Genomic DNA, 22,267 nt, shown 5'->3' with positions numbered 1-22,267 from the left:
TGCGCCGCCGCGGGGGGCGATCTTAGCGCGACTTGTCCATGATCCTGTCGACGGGATTGCGCGTGACGCTATAGCCCGCTTCCTTCGGGATCAGCAAAAATCTGCCTTCCTCCGTGACTTCGACCTTCGGCTCAACCGTGAAAGGCTTGTGTCTTTTGGCGTGGAGAAGGGCATCCTCGGAAGTTCCGAAGCGGCAGAGCGCCTCAACATTCATGCGGGTCGGGAAAATCACCGTATAGCGGCCCTTATCTGCTTCCTCGAGAACCTCGTTGGGCCCGACCCAGACCGAATCAACCGATTCCGTTCCGTCATGGGCGCCAAGCTGGTGCGGCGGCGCTTCGGCGATAAAGAAATGCGTATCGAAGCGCTTCGGCATATAGGACGGCGTGATCCAGTGCGCATAATGGCCGAGCAGGTCCGTCGCGAGTTCAAGGTTTTCGTTCCGGATCATCTCAAGGAGCGGCAACTCGCCTGTTTGCAGCGGCATACGGTATTTCGAAAGATCAAGCAGCCGCTCATGGGTCACCAGCTCCCCGGTGCTGCGGTTCCGCGCGAGGAGAATATTCGCCTCTTCGAAGCTCTCGCGGATTGATGCAACCTTGAACGGGCGGAGCGGATCGTCCTTCTGATCGTGATCGGGCAGAAAGTCGGCAAGGGCCGGGTCCATATCCGCGTCATCCACCTTGCCGCCCGGAAAGACGAGCGCACCGGACGCGAAGTCGATCTGATGATGGCGGACCACCATGAACACTTCGAGCCTGTCGCTCGGCTTCGCGCAATCGCGAACGAGTAGGACAGTTGCGGCAGGTTTAAGGGGAGCTGTTTTATCTGTCATAGGGCACCATTATTCTTCTTTTGGAACATTGTGCCCGAGAGCGAGAGCGGGATCAACCAAATAGGAGTTTCTCTCAAAATGAGACTTCAAGCGCCGCGAGAATAGGGCCATATCCCCGCTGCTGCACGACAAGGGCGCAACCTTCACGGCCCTGCGCGCGGATGTCGGCGAGATCGAGACGGATGATTTTCTCCTTGCCGTCCCATTGGCCGAGGGAGCGAATCTTGCGCACGATATTATGATAGGTGACGACCCGGCCCTTGTTCTCGCCGCGGCGGATATCGATGTTCTCTTCGTGGTCGAGATCGAACAGCCAGAGCGTCGCGTCGCCCGAGCCGTCCGGCAGGACGATGTTCAACTGATCGCCGTCAAAGGACCATTCCAGCGGCAGCCGAGTCATTTGTCCGCTGAGCTTCTTGATCAAGGCTTCCGCGCTGCTCCGGTCAGATCCGACAACATGTTTGACGCCGCCGATCACCATTTGCGGAGTATACACATAGCGTGAGCGGAGATGATCGCGATAGGCGTCCTGGCGGGCATCGTTCGCCTCGCTCGCGAAAACGTCCTTCCAGCCGATATAATCCCAGTAGGTGACCGAAAACGAAAGGCCGAGAATATCCGTGTTGCGGACAAGCTCGCCGAGGAACTTGTCAGCGGGCGGGCAGGAGCTGCAGCCTTGCGAGGTGAAAAGCTCCACCACCATTTGCGGCTGATGGGCGCTTTCGGAGGCCGCCTCGTTCGCGCCCGTCAGAATAAAGAGGGCGATCGCCGCGTTGAATACGAACTGTCTGACCCGGAGTTTGTGCATATGGTGTAACTAAACCAATCCCCATTCACAGACAAATCACCTGTCAGTGAGAGAGAAGTGAATGAAAAACGGCGGCCTGAAAGCCGCCGTTTGTTTTGCGTCAAGCAAATATATCAGCTTGCTAGAAGGTTCCGCAGAACATACTGCAGGATACCTTCGTGGCGGTAATACTCCACTTCGTCCAGCGTATCGATTCGGCAAAGCAGATTGACTTCCTCGGTCGATCCGTCCTTGCGCGTGATCCGGCAGAGAACATTCATCCGCGGCTTGATGCCATTTTCGATGCCGATCAGGTCGATCACTTCGCTGCCGTCGAGCTTCAGCGTCTTGCGGCTCATCCCCTCGGGGAACTGCAGGGGCAGAATGCCCATGCCAACGAGGTTGGAACGGTGAATACGCTCAAAGCTTTCGGCGATGACGGCCCTGATGCCGAGCAGCAGCGTGCCCTTCGCGGCCCAGTCGCGGCTGGAGCCGGTGCCATATTCCTCGCCGGCGAAGACGACCAGCGGGACGCCTTCCTCGCGATATTTGACGGACGCGTCATAAATTGACATCTGCGTTCCGTCCGGCATGTGGCGGGTGATGCCGCCCTCGGTGCCGGGCGCGACTTCGTTGCGCAGGCGGATGTTGGCGAAGGTGCCGCGGGTCATGACCTTGTCGTTGCCGCGACGCGAGCCATAGGAGTTGAAATCCTTCGGCGCAACATTGTGGGCCTTGAGATATTCGCCCGCCGGTCCGTCCGCCTTGATGGCGCCCGCCGGAGAAATATGGTCGGTGGTCACTGAATCTCCGAGCAGCGCAAGGATGCGCGCGCCCCGAATGTCGGAGGGAACGCCCGGCTCCCTCTGCATCCCCTCGAAATAAGGCGGATGCTGGACATAGGTGGAGGAGGCGTCCCAGTCATAGGTCTGTCCCTCGGCCACCTCGATCGACTGCCATGTCGCGTCGCCCGAGAAAACGTCCGCATACTGCGTTTCGAACATTTCGCGGGTAACGGCCTCGCGAACGGTCTGCTGGACTTCGGCGTTGGTCGGCCAGATATCCTTCAGGTAAACCGGCTTGCCGTCCTTGTCGGTGCCAAGCGGATCCTTCGTGATGTCGATATTGATGGAGCCGGCGATTGCATAGGCAACGACCAGCGGCGGGGAGGCGAGATAGTTCGCTTTCGCCTGCGGGCTGATGCGGCCTTCGAAGTTGCGGTTGCCCGAGAGAACCGAGCAGGCAACGAGCTCCTTTTCGGAAATCAGATCGGCGATGGCCGGATCGATCGGGCCGGAGTTACCAATACAGGTCGTGCAGCCGTAACCGACAAGGTTAAAGCCGAGTGCATCGAGATCATCCTGCAGGCCGGCCCTCGTCAGATAGTCGGTGACCACCTTCGAGCCGGGTGCGAGCGAGGTCTTGACCCACGGCTTGACGGTCAGGCCCTTGGCGAGTGCGTTGCGCGCAACGAGACCGGCCGCCAGCATCACGTTCGGGTTCGAGGTGTTGGTGCAGGAGGTGATCGCGGCGATGATCACATCGCCGTGGCCGAGTTTGTAATCCTTGCCCGGTACCTGGTATTTCGCCTCGATGGTGCTGTCGGCATCTGCGAGATCGGGAAGAGCTTCCTTGAAGGCGCGGGCTGCGTTCGTGAGCTGAACGCGATCCTGCGGCCGCTTCGGCCCGGCAAGGCTCGGCTCGACGGTGGAAATGTCGAGATGCAGCGTCGCGGAAAATTCCGGATCCGGCGTTTTCTCGTCCCGCCACATGCCCTGCGCCTTGGCGTAGGCTTCAACCAGTTTGACTCGCTTCGGATCGCGCGCGGTGAAGGTAAGATAGTTGATCGTCTCTGCGTCGATCGGGAAGAAGCCGCAGGTCGCGCCATATTCGGGGGCCATGTTGGAGATGGTCGCCCGGTCGGCGAGGCTGAGTTCGGCAACGCCGGGGCCGTAGAATTCGACAAACTTGCCAACAACGCCGTGGGCGCGGAGCATCTGCGTTACGGTGAGAACGAGGTCGGTTGCCGTCGTTCCCTCGCGCAGCTTGCCGGTCAGCTTGAAGCCGACGACTTCGGGGATCAGCATGGAGATCGGCTGGCCGAGCATGACGGCCTCCGCCTCGATACCGCCGACGCCCCAGCCGAGAACGGCAAGGCCGTTGACCATCGTCGTATGGCTGTCGGTGCCGACCAGCGTGTCGGGATAGGCGATTGCCGTGCCGTTCTGGTCCTTGCTGGTCCAGACAGTCTGCGCCAGATATTCAAGGTTTACCTGATGGCAGATGCCGGTTCCGGGCGGTACGACGCGGAAATTGTTGAACGCTTTCTGGCCCCAGCGGAGGAAGGCATAGCGCTCGCCGTTCCGTTCCATCTCAATCTCGACGTTCTGCCGGAACGCGGTGGCGGTGCCAAATCTGTCAACCATGACCGAGTGGTCGATGACGAGATCGCACTGCGCCAGGGGATTGATCTTCTCCGGATCACCGCCGAGGGCGACCATCGCATCGCGCATGGCGGCGAGATCGACGACAGCCGGAACACCGGTGAAGTCCTGCATCAGGACGCGGGCCGGGAGATAGGCAATTTCGCGGTCCGCCTTGCGTTCTTTTAGCCAGCCGGCAAGGGCGGTGACGTCATCAGACGTGACGGTGCGACCGTCTTCGTGGCGGAGCAGATTTTCGAGGAGCACTTTCAGAGAGAAGGGGAGGCGGGACAAATCCCCAAGCCCGGCTTTTTCAGCTTCCGGAAGGCTATAATATGCATATGTTTCGCCATCAACTTCGAGAGTGCGGCGAACTTTAAGGCTGTCGTGACCAGTTATTGTCAACGTTTCGCTCCTTGAGAGGTAGGGGGAACGGGAAATGCCGGGTTGCCCGGCATCCATAATTATAGTTCGGTATGTGCCCTAATTTTGAAAAATTCTCAAGTACTAAGGTGGAAAGCTGTCAATTGTCTGTCCCTTCCTCTGCAAGAGGCGCATGAAATCGGCCAATCGCCCTTTCAAGTCGCGCGAGGGATGCAAATATTTGCCTGTGCGCCCAACTTGCTGTAGTCAGAGAGGCGGGCGCCTGCCCGACCCTGTCCCGTTGGAGTGACTGCTGCCGCTATGGAATTTTCCGTCGACAATCTCGCCTGCCAGCGGGCGGACCAGTTGATTTTCAAGGATCTCTCTTTTGCCCTGTCGCCGGGGGAGGCGATCTGGGTCAGGGGACGAAACGGCGCCGGCAAGTCCTCACTCTTGCGCATCTGCGCGCGGCTGCTGCGCCCGGCCGGGGGACGGATCACCTGGCGGGGCGAAGATATTTTCACCGCATCGGAGAGTTACGGCGCGGACTGTCATTATGTCGGCCATCAGGATGCCCTGAAGCCCGTCCTCACCGTGCGGGAGAATATCCGCTTCTGGGCCGGCTATCACGGCGATGCCGATATCGAGAAGGGGCTTGGGGAGTTTGAACTCGGGGGTCTTGCCGACATGCCCGCGGGGCTGCTCTCCCAGGGGCAGAAGAAGCGCACCAATCTCGCCCGTCTCGCCGCCTCGAAAGCCGCGTTCTGGATCCTTGATGAACCGGTAAGCGCGCTCGACCGGCATTTTATCGATCTCTTCCGCAATCGTTTGGCCGAGCATCTCGCGGCCGGCGGAATGGCGCTTTTTGCCACACATCAGGATCTCGGGCTTGAGAATGTCCGCAGCATCGATCTGGATGGGTGATGTCAGATGAGGCGGTTCCTGAGCGTCATACGCCGCGATATCACACTGGCGATCCGCCAGGGCAGCGCGGTTGCGCTGAGCTTGTGTTTTTTCGTGATTACCATCGTGCTCTTTCCGCTCGGCGTCGGGCCGGAGCTTGCGGTGCTGGCGCGGATCGGACCGGGCGTCATGTGGGTTGCCGCCTTGCTCGCCTGTCTGCTGACGCTTGATCGGATGTTTCAGGCCGATTTCGAGGATGGCTCGCTCGATCTGCTTTTGATCGGGCCGCTGCCGATTGAAATGCTGGTGCTCGCGAAGGTGATCGCGCACTGGCTGACCTCTGTTCTGCCGCTTGTTCTGATCGCCCCCATTCTCGCCCTGTCGCTCAACATCCCGCTCGACGGCGTTCTCGCGCTGGTGCTTGCGCTGCTGATCGGCACGCCGACGCTCAGCCTGATCGGGGCCGTTGGCGCGGCGCTGACTGTGGCAATGCGACGCGGCGGTGTGTTATTGTCACTGCTGGTGCTTCCGTTATATATACCGGTGTTGATTTTCGGCGTGGCGGCTGTTGAGGCGGCCATTGCCCTGTTGCCGGTGGCGCCGCATCTTCTGTTGCTCGGCGGCATTTCACTCGGCGCATTGGTTATGGGGCCCCTCGCAGCAGCGGCGGCCTTGCGGCTGTCCCTCATCTAGAGGCTATATAGGGAAAACGGAACAAGACAAGGCATGGCCATCAATCTGCACAAGTACGCCAACCCGCGCCGGTTTTTGTCGATCATCGGCGCGATCTATCCGTGGAGTGTCGCTCTCACGGTCGTCCTGCTAGGTGCCGGCCTTTATCTCGCTCTCTTTGTCGCCCCGCCGGATTATCAGCAGGGCGAGACGGTGCGGATCATGTTCGTGCATGTGCCGGCTGCCTGGATGGGGCTGATGGTTTATACAATGATGGCGATCTCGTCCGCCGTCGGGCTGATCTGGAAGCATCCGGTCGCCGACCTCACGGCCAAGGCGGCCGCGCCGATCGGCGCCTGCTTTACTTTCCTCGCGCTGGTCACCGGCGCGCTGTGGGGGCAGCCGATGTGGGGCACCTTCTGGGTGTGGGACGCGCGGCTGACCAGCATGCTGATCCTGCTCTTTCTCTATTTCGGCTATATGGCGCTGTGGGAGAGTTTTGATGATCAGACCAAGGCGGCGAAGGCGGCGGCAATCCTTGCGCTTGTCGGCATCGTCAATGTCCCGATCATCAAATTCTCCGTCGATTGGTGGAATACGCTGCACCAGCCGGCGAGCGTCGCGACCATGGCGGGGCCGAAGATCCACAGCTCGATCCTTATTCCCCTGCTGGTCATGGCGCTTGCCTACACGGCTTTCTTCGTGATGCTGCTGATTATGCGCGTCCGGGCGGAAATCCTCACGCGGCGCCTGCGGATCCTGCAGATTTCCGAGGTGAGAGAGCAGTAATATCCGGCGCTCCCGGATCGCGGCATTGTGACGCATCAGGGGCGCGGACTTCTGTATTTTAGCGGTAAAGACATTATATCTTTGCCGGAGCAAAAATTTAGAGGGCATTTTGGACCAGGTTATGACTTTTTTTCAGATGGGCGGTTACGCGCTGTATGTCTGGCCCTGTTTTGTCATCTCTGCCGTGACGCTGCTCGCACTCTATCTGCAGAGCCGACAGCGGCTGAAAACCGTTGAGCGCGAACTCGCGCTCGCCGAAGCCGCCCGCAGCGACCGCAGGCCGTCGCGCGCGACGCGGGGGACAGCGGAGGATAGCCTCTCATGACCCGCAAGCAGCGTCGGCTTTATTTCGTCCTCGCCGGGATGAGCGTCCTTGCGGTTGCGGTGGCTCTGGTGCTCACCTCTTTCCAGGACAGCCTCGTCTTTTTCCGAAGCCCGACGGACCTCGTCGAGAGTCCGATGCCGGCAGGGCGCAATTTCCGCCTTGGCGGCCTCGTTGAAGAGGGGAGCGTCAAAAAGGAAGGCGTGCGCGTCAGCTTCTCGGTGACCGATCTCAATGAGACCGTGCCGGTGACGTTTGAAGGCATGCTGCCCGATCTCTTTCGCGAGGGACAGGGCGTGGTGACGGAAGGCGCCTTCAATGAAGAGGGCGTGTTCGTCGCGCAGAACGTGCTCGCCAAGCATGATGAGAATTATATGCCGCCGGAAGTCGCCGATGCGCTCAAGAAATCCGGGGAATGGAAACCCGGGACGGATAACTGATCTATGGTCGCGGAAATCGGACAGTTCGCCCTTATCCTCGCGCTGGTGACAGCGCTGTTTCAAGGGTCGGTGCCACTTGCTGGCGCGGCGCGGGGCAGCCAGCCGATGATGGGATTTGCCGGCAATTCCGCCGCTGTCCAGTTTCTCGCGATCACCGTCGCCTTTGCCTGCCTGACCTATGGCTATGTGACGAGCGATTTTTCCATCCTGAATGTCGCGCAGAATTCCCACTCCCTGAAGCCGATGCTCTACAAGATCAGCGGCGTATGGGGGAATCACGAGGGATCGCTGCTGCTCTGGGCATGGATCCTCGCGCTGTTCGGCCTCGCAGTCGCCCTGTTCGGACGCAAGCTGCCCGACACGCTGAAAGCGCGGGTGCTGGCTGTGCAAGGGCTGATCGGCGTCGGTTTCCTGCTGTTTATCCTGTTCACCTCCAACCCGTTCGAGCGGTTAAGCCCGGTGCCCCTCGATGGCAACGGGCTGAACCCGCTGCTGCAGGATCCGGGGCTCGCCTTTCACCCGCCGTTCCTCTATCTCGGCTATGTCGGGCTTTCGGTCACTTTCTCCTTCGCCATCGCGGCGCTGATTGAAGGGCGCGTTGATCCGGCCTGGGCGCGCTGGGTGCGCCCGTGGACGCTCGCCGCCTGGGGCTTTCTCACCATCGGCATCGCGCTCGGGAGCTGGTGGGCCTATTATGAGCTCGGCTGGGGCGGCTGGTGGTTCTGGGATCCGGTGGAGAACGCCTCCTTCATGCCGTGGCTCGCAGCGACGGCGCTCTTGCATTCCGCCATCGTGGTGGAGAAGCGCGACGCGCTCAAGAACTGGACGATCCTGCTTGCGATTGTCGCCTTCAGCCTCAGCCTGCTCGGGACCTTCCTTGTCCGCTCCGGTGTGCTCAACTCCGTGCATGCTTTCGCGACGGATCCGGCGCGCGGCGTTTTTATCCTGATGTTCCTGATCGTTGTGATCGGCGGCTCGCTCCTCCTCTACGGCATTCGTGCGCCGATGATGAAAGGCGGCGGGCTGTTTGCACCGATCAGCCGCGAAGGCGCGCTGGTGCTGAACAACCTGCTGCTCTCGGCGGCTACGGCGACCATTCTTCTTGGCACCCTTTATCCGATCTTTCTCGATGCCTTTACGGGCGCGAAAGTCTCCGTCGGCCCGCCGTTTTTCGAGGCGACCTTCCTGCCGCTCGCGATTCCGCTTATCGTCGTGATGGCCATCGGGCCGTTTCTGTCGTGGAAGCGCGCCGATCTTGCGGGTGTCCTGTCGCGCCTGAAGTTCGTGGCCCTTCTCACATTGGGGATGGTTGGCGCTCTCCTCTGGTGGCGGTTTGAGACACCGGTGATGGCGCTTGTCGGGATGGGAATTTTTGCGTGGCTGCTGCTGGGATCGCTCTTTGAATATGCCGACCGGATCAAACTTTTCCGCGCGTCCCTTGCCAGCAGCTGGCGACGCTGGCGGCAGCTTCCGCGAAGCGCGCATGGCATGACCGTCGCCCATATCGGCGTCGCACTCGTTGTCCTCGGCATCACGGCCTCGGAAACGTGGCAGTCGGAGCATCTCGGCGTTATGACGCCCGGCGAGACGGTCACCGTCGGCGGCTATGATTTCCGCTTTGATGGCGTCGAGACGATCGCCGGGCCGAACTACCAGTCCGATCGCGGCACTTTCTTTGTCACGAGAGGGAGTGACAAAGGCATTCGTCTTTACCCTGAGCAGCGCCGTTACAGCAATCCGCCGATGGAAACGACCGAAGCCGCGATCCGCCCCATGCTGAGCGCGGATCTTTACGCGGTGGTCGGCGAGAGTGACGGCGCGGACGGTTATGCGGTGCGGATCTATCACAAGCCCTTCGTCTCCTGGATCTGGATCGGGTCCTTTGTTATGTTCGCGGGCGGCGCGCTCAGCCTCAGTGATCGCCGTCTCCGCCTTGGCGCACCAGGGCGGAGCCGCGAGAAAAAAGCGCTCGCCTCTGGCCTCACGGAAGCAAAGGGATAATCATGCGGTTGCGGTTCCTTGTCCCCGTCCTCACCTTTGCGGCGATCGCCGCGATCATGTGGTATGCGCTCTTCAACCTCAACCCGACGGAGATCCCATCCGAGCTGGTGAGCCGGCCGGCGCCTGAATTCGCGCTTGAGGCCGTGCCGGGTTACGGGCCGGATCTTGCGAAAACCGATCTTGCGACGGGGAAGGTGGTGCTGCTCAACGTCTTTGCCTCCTGGTGTGTCGCCTGCATGGTCGAGCATCCCTATTTCATGGAGCTCCGCGAGAAGGACGTTGTCGATATCTACGGGCTGAACTACAAGGATACCCCCGATGCGGCCGCCAAGTGGCTCGCCCAGCATGGCAATCCGTTCAAGCGGACGGGGATGGATATTAAGGGGCGCGTCGGCATTGATTTCGGCGTCTATGGCGTGCCGGAAACCTTCGTCATCGGGCCCGACGGAACCATTCTCGACAAGGTGATCGGGCCGCTGACCCCGCCGATATTTGAAATGCGCATCCGGCCATTTCTGGAAAGGGCGGAGAGTTGATGGCCCTTTGCCGCACAATGCTGCTTGTCCTCTTTATGTTGCCGCTTCCCGCTCTGCCGGCGGCGGCTGTCTTTCTCGATCAGCAGCTTGAGGATCCCGCGCTGGAGGCGAGAGCGCGGGCTGTCTCGGCGGAGATCCGCTGTCTTGTCTGCCAGAACCAGTCGATCCTCGACAGCAATGCCGATCTCGCGAAGGATCTCCGCCAGATCGTACGAGAGCGAATCGCCCTTGGCGACAGCGATAGCGACGTGAGGGCCTATCTCGTCAGCCGCTATGGCGACTGGGTGCTGCTCGATCCGCCGTTCAAACTGACGACGCTTCTCCTCTGGCTAGGGCCGGCGATTATTTTCATCGGGGGTCTTATCGTCACCTTTCTTTTCCTGCGCGGCCGCAGCCGGCCGGCGACGGAAGCCGCGCCTGCCGCCTTCACGCGCGAGGAAGAGGCGGAGCTTGAGCGGCTGCTCGGCGATGACCGGCGCGAGGATCCTTCATGATCTGGCTTGTTCTCGGCGTTATCCTGCTGGTTGCCGTCGCTATTCTTGTCTGGCCTTTCCTGCGCCCGGCCAGCCCCGAGCGGCGTCATATCGACCAGAGTCTCGATGTCTATCGCCAGCAGCTTGACGAGATCGCGACCGATTCCGCGCGCGGCACCATCAGCCGGAGCGATGCCGAAAGCATGGAGATCGAGATAAAGCGGCGGATGCTGCGGCTCGGTCGGACGGCGGAGAGAACGGGGAAGGCCGTGCGTGATGACAGGCGTTACCGGCCGCTTGCCGTTGCCCTGATCATTGCCGTGCCCGTCGTGAGCCTTGGCCTTTACGCGGCGCTTGGCTCGCCGGATCAGCCGTCGCGCCCGCTCGCCGCCCGCGACATTGCGGCGGAGCGGATGGCGCTGCAGCAGCAGAGCGGCGCGGCGCTGGTTCAGCGTCTGGTCGACGCGCTGAAAGCGCAGCCGGAAAATCTCGACGGCTGGGTGGCGCTTGCCACCACCCTCAGCCGGATGGAGCAATATGAGCAGGCGGCCGAGACCTATCTCAAGGCGACAATCCTTGCGCCGAATGCGGCCGAGCTGTTCGTCAGCGCCGGTGAGAATTTCTATTTTGCGGCGGGCGGACATGTGACCGATGCCGCCGCCTCGGCGTTTGAAAAGGCCCGGGCGATAGATGCAGCGCATCCGGGCGCGCGCTATTACCTCGCGCTTCGCGCGGCGGAGCAGGGCGAGATGAGCGCGGCGCTCGATCAGTGGATCGCGCTCTATGAGGACAGCCCCGCCGATGCGCCCTTTATGCCCATTCTCAAGAACCGGATTGAACAGGCGGCCGAAGAGCTCGGCAGAGACGTCAGCGCGGTATTTGCCGTAAAAACACCGACCGAGCGCCCGCGCGGCCCGACCAGTGAAGATATGGCCAATGCTGCCGGCATGACGGCGCAGGAGCGGCAGGAGATGATCACGGCAATGGTGGAAGGCCTCGCCGTGCGCATGGCGGAGACGCCGGACTATGACGGTCTGATGCGACTCGCCGAGGCCTACCGGGTTCTTGGCAAAGATGCAGAGGCCGCGGATGCCTTTGCACGGGCGCGCGAGGAGCGCCCCGATGATATCGCGGCCCTTGCGGGGGAAGCCTTCGCTCATGTGCGCGCAGAAGGGGCGGGCGGCGTCCCCCCCGCCTCCGCTGTCCGGCTTTATCGCGAATTGCTCACAAAGGATCCCGATCATCCCGAGGCGCTCTGGTATCTCGGCGTTGCGGAGGCGACGGCGGGGAATGAGCAAGCGGCGCGCGGGCTGTGGACCCGCCTGCAGGCGGCGACAGCGGCGGACGATCCGCTTCATGCGGCCGCGGGCGAAGCAATAAAGAACCTTCCCGAGGTCGCTAAAAATTGATAGCCTGACCTGTCCCTTATAATAAGAACGACAGGCGAGACCGGTGGTATCGACAAACCCAGACGATTACGGCTTTGAGCGCCGAGTTCCTGACGGCGACACGATGGAGCGTCACGTCTGCGCCGATTGCGGCTGGGTTCACTATGACAATCCCAAAATCGTTGTCGGCTCCGTCGTTACCTATGGCGACAAATTTCTGCTCTGCAAACGCGCCATCAATCCGCGCCGCGGCTATTGGACGCTGCCCGCCGGGTTTCTTGAACAGAAGGAAGCCGTCGAGGACGGCGCGAAACGCGAGGCGATGGAGGAAGCGACGGCGAAAATTCGCATCCGTGACCTCCTCGCGGTTTACAGCGTGATCCATATAAGCCAGGTACAGATCATGTATCGCGCCGTGCTGGATACGCCGGATTTTGCGGTTGGGCCGGAATCCCTCGAGGTGCGGCTGTTCGACTGGGCGGAAATTCCGTGGGATGACCTTGCTTTCCCGTCTGTCTACTGGGCGCTGCATCAGTTTAGAGAGGTAATGGATCGCGACAGCTTCACCCCTTTCACCAACCCGAGCGGAGAGTTGCTCGAAAAGTCACTTAAAATGTTACGTCGATAGACTTTCTGGTTAGGAACGCTGATGAAAAAAATGATGATTGCGGCCGTTGCGGGTGCCGCTGCGCTCACGGGTCTCAGCCTTGTCGCCGAGGCGAGCTTTCTCGACAAGCTGCAAAAAACAATCGAGAGCACAACTTCCTCGGTCACCGGCGGCGGCAAGGGGAGCGGGAGCAGCGGCGCGGTCAGCGGTCTCTCCACCTCCGAGATTATTCAGGGCCTGAAAGAGGCGCTTCGCGTCGGGACAGAAGCCGTTGTCAATCAGGTTGGTGCGGTCGATGGCTATAACGCCGATCCAGCAATCCATATCCCGCTGCCGGAAAAGATGCAGCAGGCGCAGGCGCTGCTTCGGAAATTTGGCCTCTCCGGCCTTGCCGACCAGCTGGAGGAGAAGCTGAACCGCGGCGCGGAGGCGGCGGCGCCGAAGACCAAGGAAATCATCTATAACGCCATTTCCTCGATGACGCTTGACGATGCGCAAGGGATCTATAACGGGCCCGATGACGCGGCGACGCAATATTTCCGGAAAGTCTCGACCGCCGAGCTGACGGAGACGATCCGCCCGGTCATGGAGGAGACGCTTCAGGATGTCGGCGCGCTCACCACCTACGACAGCCTGATCTCGCAATATCGGGATATTCCGCTGGTGCCGGATATCCGCACCGATCTCACCGACTATGCAACCGGGATGGCGCTCGAGGGGTTGTTTCACTATCTCGCCGTTGAAGAGGCGGCCATCCGGAAGGATCCGGTGAAACGCACCACCGAAATTCTCAAAACCGTCTTCGGGAAATAGGCGCTCACGCGCTCCCGTCGGGATCCTGCGGCTTCTGGTGGCGGGTGATCATCGGAACCTGGGCGATGAAGAAGAGGAACGTGGCGGCCGTAAAGCCGAACACCTTCACATTGACCCAAAGGTCCGTTGAGAAGTTGCGCCAGACAATCTCATTAGCGATCGCCATCGCGAGGAAAAAGACCGCGAGGCGAATCGTCAGCTTTTTCCAGCCGTCGTCGGAGAGATCCCAGAAATTGTCGAACAGAATTTTGATGAACGACTTGCCGAGCGCGAGCCCGGCGAACAGGATGACCGAGAAAATCGCATAGATGATCGTCGGCTTCATTTTGATGAAGGTCTCATCGTTGAGGTAGAGCGTGAGGCCGCCGAACACCATCACAACGACGGCCGTCACCATCGGCATCATCGGCAGGCTGCGCGTATAATAGTAGGAAATGGCGAGCGCAATCAGAGTGGTGACCATGATCGCCGCGGTCGCGATGTAGAGATCGCCGAAATAATAGGCGGCGAAGAAAATCAGGATCGGCCCGAGGTCGGTTGCGGGCTTCAATCCTTTGGGCATTGATCTTTCTTCAGCCATTCTGTCTCTCTTTTCAGTTTTTGTTGTCGGCAACCCCGGCAAGGGCGCGGGCGAAGTCTTTTGCCGTGAAGGGCTGCAGGTCGTCTTCCCCCTCGCCGACACCGATGGCATGGACGGGAAGGCCGAAGCGATCGGCGATGGCGACCAGCACGCCGCCGCGCGCTGTGCCATCAAGCTTGGTCATGACAAGGCCACTGACGTTGCAGGTCTTGCCGAAGATCTCGACCTGGTTCAGCGCGTTCTGACCCGTTGTTGCATCCAGCACGAGAAGGCAGGAATGCGGCGCTTCGGGGTCCATTTTCTTGAGAACGCGGAGAATTTTTTCAAGCTCCGCCATCAGGTTCGACTTGTTCTGGAGCCGCCCGGCCGTGTCGATCAGCAGGAGATCAACGCCGCTCGCCTTTGCCTTTTCAAACGCGCCGAAAGCGAGCCCCGCCGCATCACCGCCGACTTTCGTCGTCATCACCTCGGCGCCGGTCCGCTCGCCCCAGATCTGCAACTGCTCAACGGCAGCGGCGCGGAAGGTATCGCCCGCCGCCAGCATCACCTTTTTGCCTTTGCTGCTGTACTGCTTGGCGAGCTTGCCGATCGTTGTTGTCTTGCCCGATCCGTTGACGCCGACGACAAGCACGACATGGGGCTTCAGGCTCTCATTGAGTGTGAAGGGATGAGCGACGGGCTCCAGAATGGCGGCAACCTCGTCGGCAAGCGCGGTTCGGATTTCGTCGGGGGAGATCTCCTTGTCATACCGGTTGCGGGCAATATTGGCGGAAATCCGTGCGGCGGTCGTGACGCCAAGATCGGCGCCGATCAGCAGTTCTTCAAGCTCCTCGACCACGTCATCATCGAGCTTGCGCTTGGTGAAGATGTCCGTGATGCCGCCTGAAATAGCGGAAGAGGATCGCTTCAGCCCGTCGCGAAGACGACTGAACCAGCCTTTCTTTTCCTGTGTTTCACTCATGCCAACTTCATCTTCTACAAACGCCGGGCGAACAGTTTCCGGCCATCGGTCGCGGTAATTATCACAGGGATGATATCCCCGCCCGCCGCCGTGAAGTCAAAATCCACGGGCGCATAGTGAATAGTGCGTCCGGTCGTTTCATTCTCGACAAGAACCGACTGCTCGCTGCCAATGAGGGTTTCAAGGAAGCGCCGCAGGTTGCGCTCTCCCGCGTCGCGAAGGGCGGCGGCGCGGATTTTCCGAATATCCCCCGGAACCTGAGGCATTTTCGCCGCCGGCGTACCGGGCCTCGCGGAGTAGGGGAAGACATGCATATAGGCAATGTCACATTCCTCGACAAGGCGGAGGCTGTTGGCGGCCATCTCGTCGGTCTCCGTCGGGAAGCCGGCAATGATGTCGGCGCCGAACACGATATCGGGCCGCAGCCGCCGCGCCTTGTCAACGAAAGCATAGACATCACCCCGCAAATGCCGGCGCTTCATCCGTTTCAGGATCATGTCATCGCCCGCCTGCAGGCTGATATGCAGATGCGGCATCAGCCTTGGCTCACTCTCGACAAGCCGCCAGAGATCGTCGTCCACCTCTACGGGATCGAGTGAGGAGAGGCGGAGGCGCTCGATCTCCGGCACCGCCGCGAGAAGCCGGCGGCACATCTGGCCAAGCGTCGGCTGGCCCGGCAGGTCCTCGCCGTAAGCCGTGATGTCAACGCCGGTGAGAACAAATTCCTTATAGCCGTTGCGGGCGAGGGAGCGCGCCTGATCGACGATCGCGCCAAGCGGGACGGAGCGGCTGTTGCCGCGCCCGTAGGGGATGATACAGAAGGTGCAGCGATGGTTGCAGCCGTTCTGGATCTGCAGGAACGCGCGGGCGCGCCCGTCAAACCCTTCGATCAGATGCCCGGCTGTCTCCTCGGCCGACATGATGTCGTTGACCTGGACACGCTCGCTGCCCTCAAGCGAGAAAGCGTCCCGCGCCAGCTTTTCCATGTTGCCGAGAATCTTGTCGACTTCCGGCATTTTCTCAAATTGAGCCGGGTTGGTCTGGGCGGCGCAGCCGGTGACGATGATTGTGGCGTCCGGATGCTCGCGCCGGGCGCGGCGAACGGCCTGCCGCGCCTGTCGCTCGGCCTCTTTGGTCACCGCGCAGCTGTTGATGATCACCGCATTGGTCATGCCGTTCGCGATGGCGTTACCGCGCATGACTTCCGATTCGTATGTGTTGAGGCGGCAGCCGAAAGTGACGATCTCGGGGGCGGCAAGCGGCTTGATTTCTCCCATTACGACGCACCCCGGAGGAGGGCGGGGCCAAGCACGCCGTGATAGGCGGTGGCGACCGGCCCGGCCATAAAGACATGTCCGTCCTCGCCGATGCTGAGATCAAGCGCGCCGCCGTCGAGATGGAGCCGCGCCGCGTTGCCCGCAAGGCCGCGCCGGTTGGCCGCCACCATGGTCGCGCAGGCCGCCGAGCCGCACGCGAGCGTAATGCCGACGCCGCGCTCCCACACGCGGAGGCGAAAGTCACCGTCCGCCATTTTGCTTGCGACGCTGATATTGGCCTTCTGCGGGAAGATCGGATCGGTCTCCGCGATCGGTCCCCATTTCGCAAGATCGATCGCATCGGCATCCTCGACAAAGAACACCGCGTGCGGATTGCCCATATTGACGCCGACCGGATCACTGAGCGGCCCGATGGTAAGATTGATATGCGCCGTATCTTCCTCGCGGGCGAGCGGGATATCGCGCCAGCTCGTCTTCGGCGCGCCCATGTCGATCACGATATGCTGGCGATCTGCGCTCTCGCCCTTCAGAAGCCCGGCGCGGGTCTCGATCAGAACATTGTTGCGGTCCGCCTCTTCCATCAGCAGCGAGGCGACGCAGCGGGTGGCGTTGCCGCAGGCTTCCGCTTCCGTGCCGTCGGAATTATAAATCCGCATGAAGATGTCGGCAGGGCCATTTGCAGGTTCCATGACGATCAGCTGGTCATACCCGACGCCGCGATGCCGGTCGCCAATGGCGCGCAGCGCATCCGGCGAAAGCTCGGGCACGCGCGCTCGCCCGTCAATAATGACGAAATCATTGCCAAGGCCGTGCATCTTGATGAAGGGTATTTGTTCCATATCCCGCGATATAGGCGTTTCAACGCCTCCGGTCCAGAGATTTATCAGGGGAGATCGGCGGTTCTGCTTGACTTATGCGAGGGGCTGTGGCTAATTCCGCCCCATCACGGCAATTGAGTCGCACATATAAAGTACCGTTACCGGTATCCGTCAGCCCGCGAGTTTCGCGCCCTGACGTTTTTTGCGTTGTGCATTTGAGGGTCGGGGTCAGGATTTTCACCGGATTTTGAACGGGCCGTAAACCATATGTTCGAAAATTTGACAGGCAGGCTGGGCGACGTTTTAGGGCGCCTCACCAAACGCGGTGCACTGACCGAGGCGGATGTCTCGGAAGCGCTGCGCGAAGTGCGCGTGGCACTGCTTGAAGCGGACGTGGCCCTGCCGGTCGTCAAGAGCTTTATCAAGCGCGTCAAGACCCGCGCCGTCGGGACGGAGGTTCTGAAATCCGTCAACCCGGCGCAGATGGTGATCAAGGTCGTTCACGACCAACTCGTCGAAATGCTGGGCTCCGAACAGCAGGAGCTTAATCTCGTCGCGGTCCCGCCCGTCGTCTACATGATGGTCGGCCTGCAGGGTTCGGGTAAAACCACCTCGACCGCGAAGATCGCCAAATGGCTGACCGAGAAGAAGAACAAGAAGGTTCTGATGGCGTCGCTCGACGTGCGCCGTCCGGCCGCGCAGGAGCAGCTTAAAGTGCTCGGCGAGCAGACCGGCATCGCGACGCTGCCGATCATCGCCGGCCAGATGCCCGTCGATATCGCCAGGCGTGCCGTCCAGTCGGCGAAGCTGCAGGGTATCGATGTGGTCATGCTCGATACCGCCGGCCGCCTGCATGTGGACGAATCTCTCATGGCGGAGATGGAGGCGGTCCACCGCGAAACCGCGCCGACCGAAACGCTGCTCGTTGTCGACAGCCTGACCGGTCAGGATGCCGTCAACGTCGCGGAACAGTTCAAGGCCCGCGTCAACGTGACCGGCATCGTGATGACGCGAATCGACGGCGATGGCCGCGGCGGCGCCGCTCTCTCCATGCGGGAGGTGACCGGCTGCCCGATCAAACTGCTCGGCACCGGCGAACAGCTCGATGCCCTTGAGGCCTTCCATCCGGACCGGATCGCCAACCGCATCCTCGGCATGGGCGATATCGTGTCGCTGGTCGAGAAGGCGGCGGAAACCATCGAGAAGGAAGAGGCGGAACGTCTCGCCCAAAAGATGCAGAAGGGTCATTTCGATCTTGATGACCTTGCGAGCCAGCTTCGTCAGATGCGCAAAATGGGCGGGATGAGCAGCCTGATCGGGATGCTGCCGGGTATCGGCAAGATGAAAAAGCAGCTCGACAGCGCCAATCTTGATGATCGGCTGCTGATCCGTCAGGAAGCGATGATCCAGTCGATGACCCCGAAGGAACGGCGCAATCCCCAGATCATTGCCGCCTCGCGCAAGAAGCGCATCGCGGCGGGCTCGGGCATGACCGTGCAGGATGTCAACCGTCTGCTGAAACAACACAAGCAGATGGCCGATATGATGAAGAAAGTAAAAAAGCTGGGAAAGAAGGGCATTGCCCGCGGGGGTATGCAGAGCCTTCTTCCTCCCGGCATGAAGTTTTAACCGAAATCAAGTTTGTTAGAGGAAAGAACCTACTATGGCACTTAAAATTCGCCTTACTCGTCAGGGTGCGAAAAAACGTCCATTCTACCGCGTCGTTGTTGCCGAAGCCAGCAGCCCGCGCGATGGCCGCTATATCGAGCGTCTGGGCACCTACAACCCGATGCTGCCGAAAGATCATGCGGATCGTGTCTCGCTCGACGGCGAGCGGATCCAGCATTGGATCAGCAACGGCGCGAAGGCGACCGACCGCGTTGTGCGTCTGATGGCGTCGGCGGGTCTGAGCGAGGCACCGGTGCGGAGCAACCCCGAGAAAGCGAAGCCGAAGGCGAAGGCGCAGGAGCGTCTGCGCGAGCAGGAAGAGGCCCGCAAGGCCGCTGAGGAAGAAGCTGCTGCGGCGGCTGAGGCTCCGGCGGAGGAAGCATCCGACGATTCGGAACAGCCGGCCGAGGCCTAAGGAAAGGGTACGTGCCTGTGGCAGAGCGGGTGCTGCTGGGCGTGATCGTCGGGGCGAAGGGCATCAGGGGCGAGGTGAAGATCAAAAGCTTCACCGAAGATCCCGAAAATATCGCCGCCTATGGCCCCTTGGAAGACGCGTCCGGGAAGACGACCTTCAAGGTGAAGGTCGTCGGCTTCAGCAAAGGTTTGCCCGTGGCGCGGATTGCGGGTATATCGGACCGCACCGCGGCGGAGGCCCTGAAAGGAACGGAGCTTTACGTCGCCCGCGAGCGATTGCCCGAGACAGAGGACGGGGAAGAATACTATCATGCTGATCTGATCGGTCTTGCGGTATTCTTCCGGGACGGGACGAAGCTCGGCACCATTGAGCGTGTATTCGACTTTGGTGCCGGAGATATGCTGGATGTCCGTCCTGACCCGACGTCAAGCGATGTCAGGGAGGCTGTTCTGGTTCCCTTTACGGCGGAGCGGGTGCCGGTGGTTGATGTCGCGGGCGGCCGGGTTGTCGTCGATCTGGAAGACGGGTTTTTCTCTGTTCCCGATCGCCGGGCGGAAGGGTCCGACGTTTAAGGGCCGCGCTGGCCGGGATGAGGAGAGCAGATGGTGTGGACGGCCCATGTCCTCAGTCTTTTTCCGGAGATGTTTCCGGGACCGCTCGGGCAGAGCCTGGCGGGAAAAGGGCTGCAGCGGGGCGACTGGGCGATGACGGTGACGGATATCCGTGACTTCGCAACCGATCGGCACCGCACGGTGGATGACAGCCCGTTTGGTGGCGGCGCCGGGATGGTGATGCGGCCGGATGTGGTGGCATCGGCGATCGATGCGGCCAGGCACAAGGCGGACGGGATCACGAAAGTGATCTATTTCAGTCCGCGCGGCCGGGTGATGGATCAGGCTCTGGTTCGGGAGCTGGCGGCGGAGCCGGGGGTTATCCTGCTTTGCGGTCGCTTTGAAGGGGTCGATCAGCGGGTTCTCGAGGCCCGCGAGGTGGAGGAAGTCAGCCTCGGCGACTTCATCCTGTCGGGCGGCGAGATTGCGGCGCTTGCGCTGATGGATGCGGTGGTGCGGCTGCTGCCCGGGGTAACCGGCAACAGCGCGTCGCTGGAGGAAGAGAGTTTTGCGGACGGGTTGCTGGAATATCCCCATTACACCCGACCACCGGTCTGGGAAGGGCGCGCGGTTCCGGACGTTCTGCTCTCGGGCCATCACGAGAAGATCAGGGACTGGCGGCAACGTCAGTCCGAGGAATTGACGAAGAACAGAAGGCGGGACCTGTGGGACCGCCGCGAGCGTAAATTTTGAAAGGGTGAACGCCAATGAACATGGTTGAAAAGCTTGAGCAGGAGCAAATCGATAAACTGACTGCGGAACGTCCCGTTCCCGAGTTTCGTCCCGGAGACACCGTGCGCGTGCATGTGAAGGTTGTCGAAGGCGCGCGGGAGCGTGTGCAGGCATTCGAAGGGATCTGTATTGCCCGTGCCGGCGGCGGTATCAACGCCAACTTCACGGTCCGCAAGATTTCCTACGGTGAAGGGGTTGAGCGTATCTTCCCACTGTATTCGCCGCGGATCGACCGCATCGAACTCGTCCGTCAGGGCGTCGTTCGCCGCGCGAAACTCTACTACCTCCGCGAACTGCGCGGCAAGAAGGCCCGCATCCGCGAGCGCCGCGAAGACCGGTATGCGGAAAAGGGCGGCAAGTAAGCCGCCCCGCTCCCCACGGGCACGAAACACGGAATAATACAGGCAGAATAACTGGCTTTCATGAGGATAGAATAATGGGAACTCCGAAAACCTTGTATGACAAGATCTGGGACAGTCATGTTGTAGATAAATTACAGGACGAGACCTACATTCTATACATTGATCGTCATCTTGTTCATGAGGTCACGAGCCCGCAGGCGTTCGAAGGACTGCGCGCCGCCAAGCGCACGGTTCGCCGGCCCGACGCGACCTTTGCCGTTGCCGACCACAACGTCCCGACCAAGGATCTCGACAAGGGCATCACCGACCCTGAAAGCAAGCTGCAGATCGAGACGCTTGAAGCCAATACGGCGGACTTCGGCATTCCCTATTTCTCGATGACCGACGACCGGCGCGGGATCGTGCATATCATCGGTCCGGAGCAGGGGTTGACCCTGCCGGGCATGACGATTGTGTGCGGCGATTCCCATACCTCCACCCACGGCGCATTCGGCTCGCTCGCGCATGGGATCGGCACGTCCGAGGTCGAGCATGTTCTGGCGACGCAGACGCTGGTTCAGGAGAAGGCGAAGAATATGCGCGTGACCGTGACGGGTGAGATCCCGTTCGGTGTCACCGCAAAGGACATCGCCCTTGCCATCATCGGCAAGATCGGCACCGCCGGCGGCACCGGCCACGTGATCGAATACACCGGTGATGCGGTCCGCGCCCTTTCCATGGAAGGGCGGATGACGCTCTGCAACATGACGATCGAGGCGGGCGCGCGCGCCGGCCTGATTGCGCCGGATGAAACAACCTTCGACTATATCAAGGGCCGGCCTTACGCTCCGAAGGGCGCCCTCTTCGAGCAGGCGGTCGCCTATTGGAAGACGCTGAAGACCGATGACGGCGCGCATTTCGACAAGGAAGTTGAGATCAACGCAAGCGAGCTTGTCCCTTACGTCACCTGGGGAACGAGCCCGGAAGATGCGCTGCCGATCACCGCAAACGTCCCGGCGCCGGAGAGCTACGCCGATGCCGGCAAGCGGGCGGCGGCTGAGCGGGCCCTCAAATATATGGGTCTGACGGCAGGTATGAAGCTCTCGGATATCGAGGTTGATCATGTGTTTATCGGCTCCTGCACGAACGGTCGTATCGAGGATCTGCGCGCCGTCGCCAAGGTCGTCGAAGGCCGCAAGGTGAAGGAGAGCGTCCGCGCCCTCATCGTTCCGGGTTCGGGCCTCGTCAAGCTTCAGGCGGAAGAAGAGGGGCTGGACAAGATCTTTCAGGATGCCGGTTTTGAATGGCGCGAGCCCGGCTGCTCGATGTGCCTTGCCATGAATGCGGACAAGCTGGAAGAAGGCGATCGCTGCGCCTCCACGTCGAACCGCAACTTCGAGGGGCGGCAGGGACGCGGCGGGCGCACCCATCTGGTGAGCCCGGCAATGGCGGCCGCAGCGGCCGTGACCGGTCGCCTGACCGATGTGCGTGACATGTACAAGGGGAACTGAA

At 61.0% G+C, this 22,267-nt stretch carries 23 protein-coding genes and 1 pseudogene; 17 read left to right on the top strand and 7 right to left on the bottom strand.

Annotated features, from left to right (window positions below; translation table 11 throughout):
- Window positions 1–22: 22 nt before the first annotated feature.
- The 3 genes from V7Z56_RS05820 to acnA form a co-directional block, all read right to left on the bottom strand.
- Complete coding sequence (locus tag V7Z56_RS05820) at window positions 23–835, bottom strand: NUDIX hydrolase (RefSeq protein WP_334128426.1); 813 nt, start codon at window positions 833–835, stop codon at window positions 23–25.
- 73 nt (window positions 836–908) lie between these two features.
- Entirely contained in the window at window positions 909–1,643 is a 735-nt protein-coding gene (locus V7Z56_RS05815; RefSeq protein WP_334128424.1) for a DUF1223 domain-containing protein, read from the bottom strand.
- A gap of 113 nt (window positions 1,644–1,756) precedes the next feature.
- Entirely contained in the window at window positions 1,757–4,507 is a 2,751-nt protein-coding gene (gene acnA / locus V7Z56_RS05810; protein ID WP_443023752.1) for an aconitate hydratase AcnA, read from the bottom strand.
- Between the two features lie 222 nt (window positions 4,508–4,729).
- Between acnA and ccmA the strand changes: the two genes are divergently transcribed.
- From ccmA to V7Z56_RS05755, 11 genes are all read left to right on the top strand, one after another.
- The gene (gene ccmA / locus V7Z56_RS05805) at window positions 4,730–5,332 is read left to right on the top strand and encodes a heme ABC exporter ATP-binding protein CcmA (protein ID WP_334128422.1); all 603 of its coding nucleotides are present in this window, start codon (window positions 4,730–4,732) and stop codon (window positions 5,330–5,332) included.
- Between the two features lie 6 nt (window positions 5,333–5,338).
- On the top strand, window positions 5,339–6,004 hold the full coding sequence (gene ccmB, locus V7Z56_RS05800; protein WP_334128421.1) for a heme exporter protein CcmB: 666 nt from the start codon (window positions 5,339–5,341) through the stop codon (window positions 6,002–6,004).
- A gap of 45 nt (window positions 6,005–6,049) precedes the next feature.
- Window positions 6,050–6,772, top strand: coding sequence for a heme ABC transporter permease (locus V7Z56_RS05795; RefSeq protein ID WP_443023762.1), 723 nt, complete (start codon window positions 6,050–6,052; stop codon window positions 6,770–6,772).
- 121 nt (window positions 6,773–6,893) lie between these two features.
- Window positions 6,894–7,097: a heme exporter protein CcmD gene (ccmD, locus tag V7Z56_RS05790; RefSeq protein ID WP_334128419.1), complete on the top strand. Its 204-nt coding sequence runs from the start codon at window positions 6,894–6,896 to the stop codon at window positions 7,095–7,097.
- Entirely contained in the window at window positions 7,094–7,534 is a 441-nt protein-coding gene (ccmE, locus tag V7Z56_RS05785; RefSeq protein WP_334128418.1) for a cytochrome c maturation protein CcmE, read from the top strand. Before ccmD ends, ccmE begins: the two co-directional genes overlap by 4 nt.
- Window positions 7,535–7,537: 3 nt before the next feature.
- Window positions 7,538–9,535 (top strand): heme lyase CcmF/NrfE family subunit, encoded by a 1,998-nt coding sequence (locus V7Z56_RS05780; RefSeq protein WP_334128417.1) that lies wholly within the window; start codon window positions 7,538–7,540, stop codon window positions 9,533–9,535.
- 2 nt (window positions 9,536–9,537) lie between these two features.
- Window positions 9,538–10,071, top strand: coding sequence for a DsbE family thiol:disulfide interchange protein (locus V7Z56_RS05775; RefSeq protein ID WP_334128416.1), 534 nt, complete (start codon window positions 9,538–9,540; stop codon window positions 10,069–10,071).
- Window positions 10,071–10,565: a cytochrome c-type biogenesis protein gene (locus tag V7Z56_RS05770; protein ID WP_334128415.1), complete on the top strand. Its 495-nt coding sequence runs from the start codon at window positions 10,071–10,073 to the stop codon at window positions 10,563–10,565. The genes V7Z56_RS05775 and V7Z56_RS05770 overlap by 1 nt, the downstream gene beginning before the upstream one ends.
- The gene (gene ccmI / locus V7Z56_RS05765; protein WP_334128414.1) at window positions 10,562–11,953 is read left to right on the top strand and encodes a c-type cytochrome biogenesis protein CcmI; all 1,392 of its coding nucleotides are present in this window, start codon (window positions 10,562–10,564) and stop codon (window positions 11,951–11,953) included. The genes V7Z56_RS05770 and ccmI overlap by 4 nt, the downstream gene beginning before the upstream one ends.
- A 43-nt stretch (window positions 11,954–11,996) precedes the next feature.
- Window positions 11,997–12,560 (top strand): NUDIX hydrolase, encoded by a 564-nt coding sequence (locus tag V7Z56_RS05760; RefSeq protein ID WP_334128413.1) that lies wholly within the window; start codon window positions 11,997–11,999, stop codon window positions 12,558–12,560.
- 21 nt (window positions 12,561–12,581) lie between these two features.
- On the top strand, window positions 12,582–13,352 hold the full coding sequence (locus V7Z56_RS05755; RefSeq protein WP_334128412.1) for a DUF4197 domain-containing protein: 771 nt from the start codon (window positions 12,582–12,584) through the stop codon (window positions 13,350–13,352).
- Window positions 13,353–13,356: 4 nt separating this feature from the next.
- Here V7Z56_RS05755 and V7Z56_RS05750 read toward each other — a convergent pair whose 3' ends face one another.
- The 4 genes and pseudogenes from V7Z56_RS05750 to dapF form a co-directional block, all read right to left on the bottom strand.
- Complete coding sequence (locus V7Z56_RS05750) at window positions 13,357–13,932, bottom strand: septation protein A (protein ID WP_334128411.1); 576 nt, start codon at window positions 13,930–13,932, stop codon at window positions 13,357–13,359.
- Window positions 13,933–13,945: 13 nt separating this feature from the next.
- Window positions 13,946–14,935 (bottom strand): annotated as a pseudogene (gene ftsY / locus V7Z56_RS05745) (signal recognition particle-docking protein FtsY); the annotation flags it as partial.
- Window positions 14,908–16,170, bottom strand: coding sequence for a tRNA (N(6)-L-threonylcarbamoyladenosine(37)-C(2))-methylthiotransferase MtaB (mtaB, locus tag V7Z56_RS05740; RefSeq protein WP_334128409.1), 1,263 nt, complete (start codon window positions 16,168–16,170; stop codon window positions 14,908–14,910). The gene mtaB and the pseudogene ftsY, both read right to left, overlap by 28 nt.
- Complete coding sequence (gene dapF / locus V7Z56_RS05735; protein WP_334128408.1) at window positions 16,170–17,009, bottom strand: diaminopimelate epimerase; 840 nt, start codon at window positions 17,007–17,009, stop codon at window positions 16,170–16,172. The genes mtaB and dapF overlap by 1 nt, the downstream gene beginning before the upstream one ends.
- 246 nt (window positions 17,010–17,255) lie before the next feature.
- Between dapF and ffh the strand changes: the two genes are divergently transcribed.
- The 6 genes from ffh (at window position 17,256) to leuC (ending at window position 22,266) form a co-directional block, all read left to right on the top strand.
- Window positions 17,256–18,617, top strand: a complete 1,362-nt coding sequence (ffh, locus tag V7Z56_RS05730) for a signal recognition particle protein (RefSeq protein ID WP_334128407.1) — start codon at window positions 17,256–17,258, stop codon at window positions 18,615–18,617.
- Between the two features lie 34 nt (window positions 18,618–18,651).
- Entirely contained in the window at window positions 18,652–19,071 is a 420-nt protein-coding gene (gene rpsP / locus V7Z56_RS15670; RefSeq protein ID WP_443023751.1) for a 30S ribosomal protein S16, read from the top strand.
- Window positions 19,072–19,082: 11 nt separating this feature from the next.
- Window positions 19,083–19,643: a ribosome maturation factor RimM gene (gene rimM, locus V7Z56_RS05720; RefSeq protein ID WP_334128406.1), complete on the top strand. Its 561-nt coding sequence runs from the start codon at window positions 19,083–19,085 to the stop codon at window positions 19,641–19,643.
- Window positions 19,644–19,673: 30 nt separating this feature from the next.
- Window positions 19,674–20,375, top strand: a complete 702-nt coding sequence (gene trmD, locus V7Z56_RS05715; protein WP_334128405.1) for a tRNA (guanosine(37)-N1)-methyltransferase TrmD — start codon at window positions 19,674–19,676, stop codon at window positions 20,373–20,375.
- 14 nt (window positions 20,376–20,389) lie between these two features.
- Window positions 20,390–20,776: a 50S ribosomal protein L19 gene (rplS, locus tag V7Z56_RS05710; protein WP_334128404.1), complete on the top strand. Its 387-nt coding sequence runs from the start codon at window positions 20,390–20,392 to the stop codon at window positions 20,774–20,776.
- Window positions 20,777–20,850: 74 nt separating this feature from the next.
- Entirely contained in the window at window positions 20,851–22,266 is a 1,416-nt protein-coding gene (gene leuC / locus V7Z56_RS05705; RefSeq protein WP_334128403.1) for a 3-isopropylmalate dehydratase large subunit, read from the top strand.
- The last annotated feature ends 1 nt before the right edge of the window (window position 22,267 follow it).

This window comes from Sneathiella sp. (genome assembly GCF_036844445.1).
GTDB lineage: Bacteria > Pseudomonadota > Alphaproteobacteria > Sneathiellales > Sneathiellaceae > Sneathiella.
This window is presented reverse-complemented; position numbering and strand designations above follow the sequence as displayed.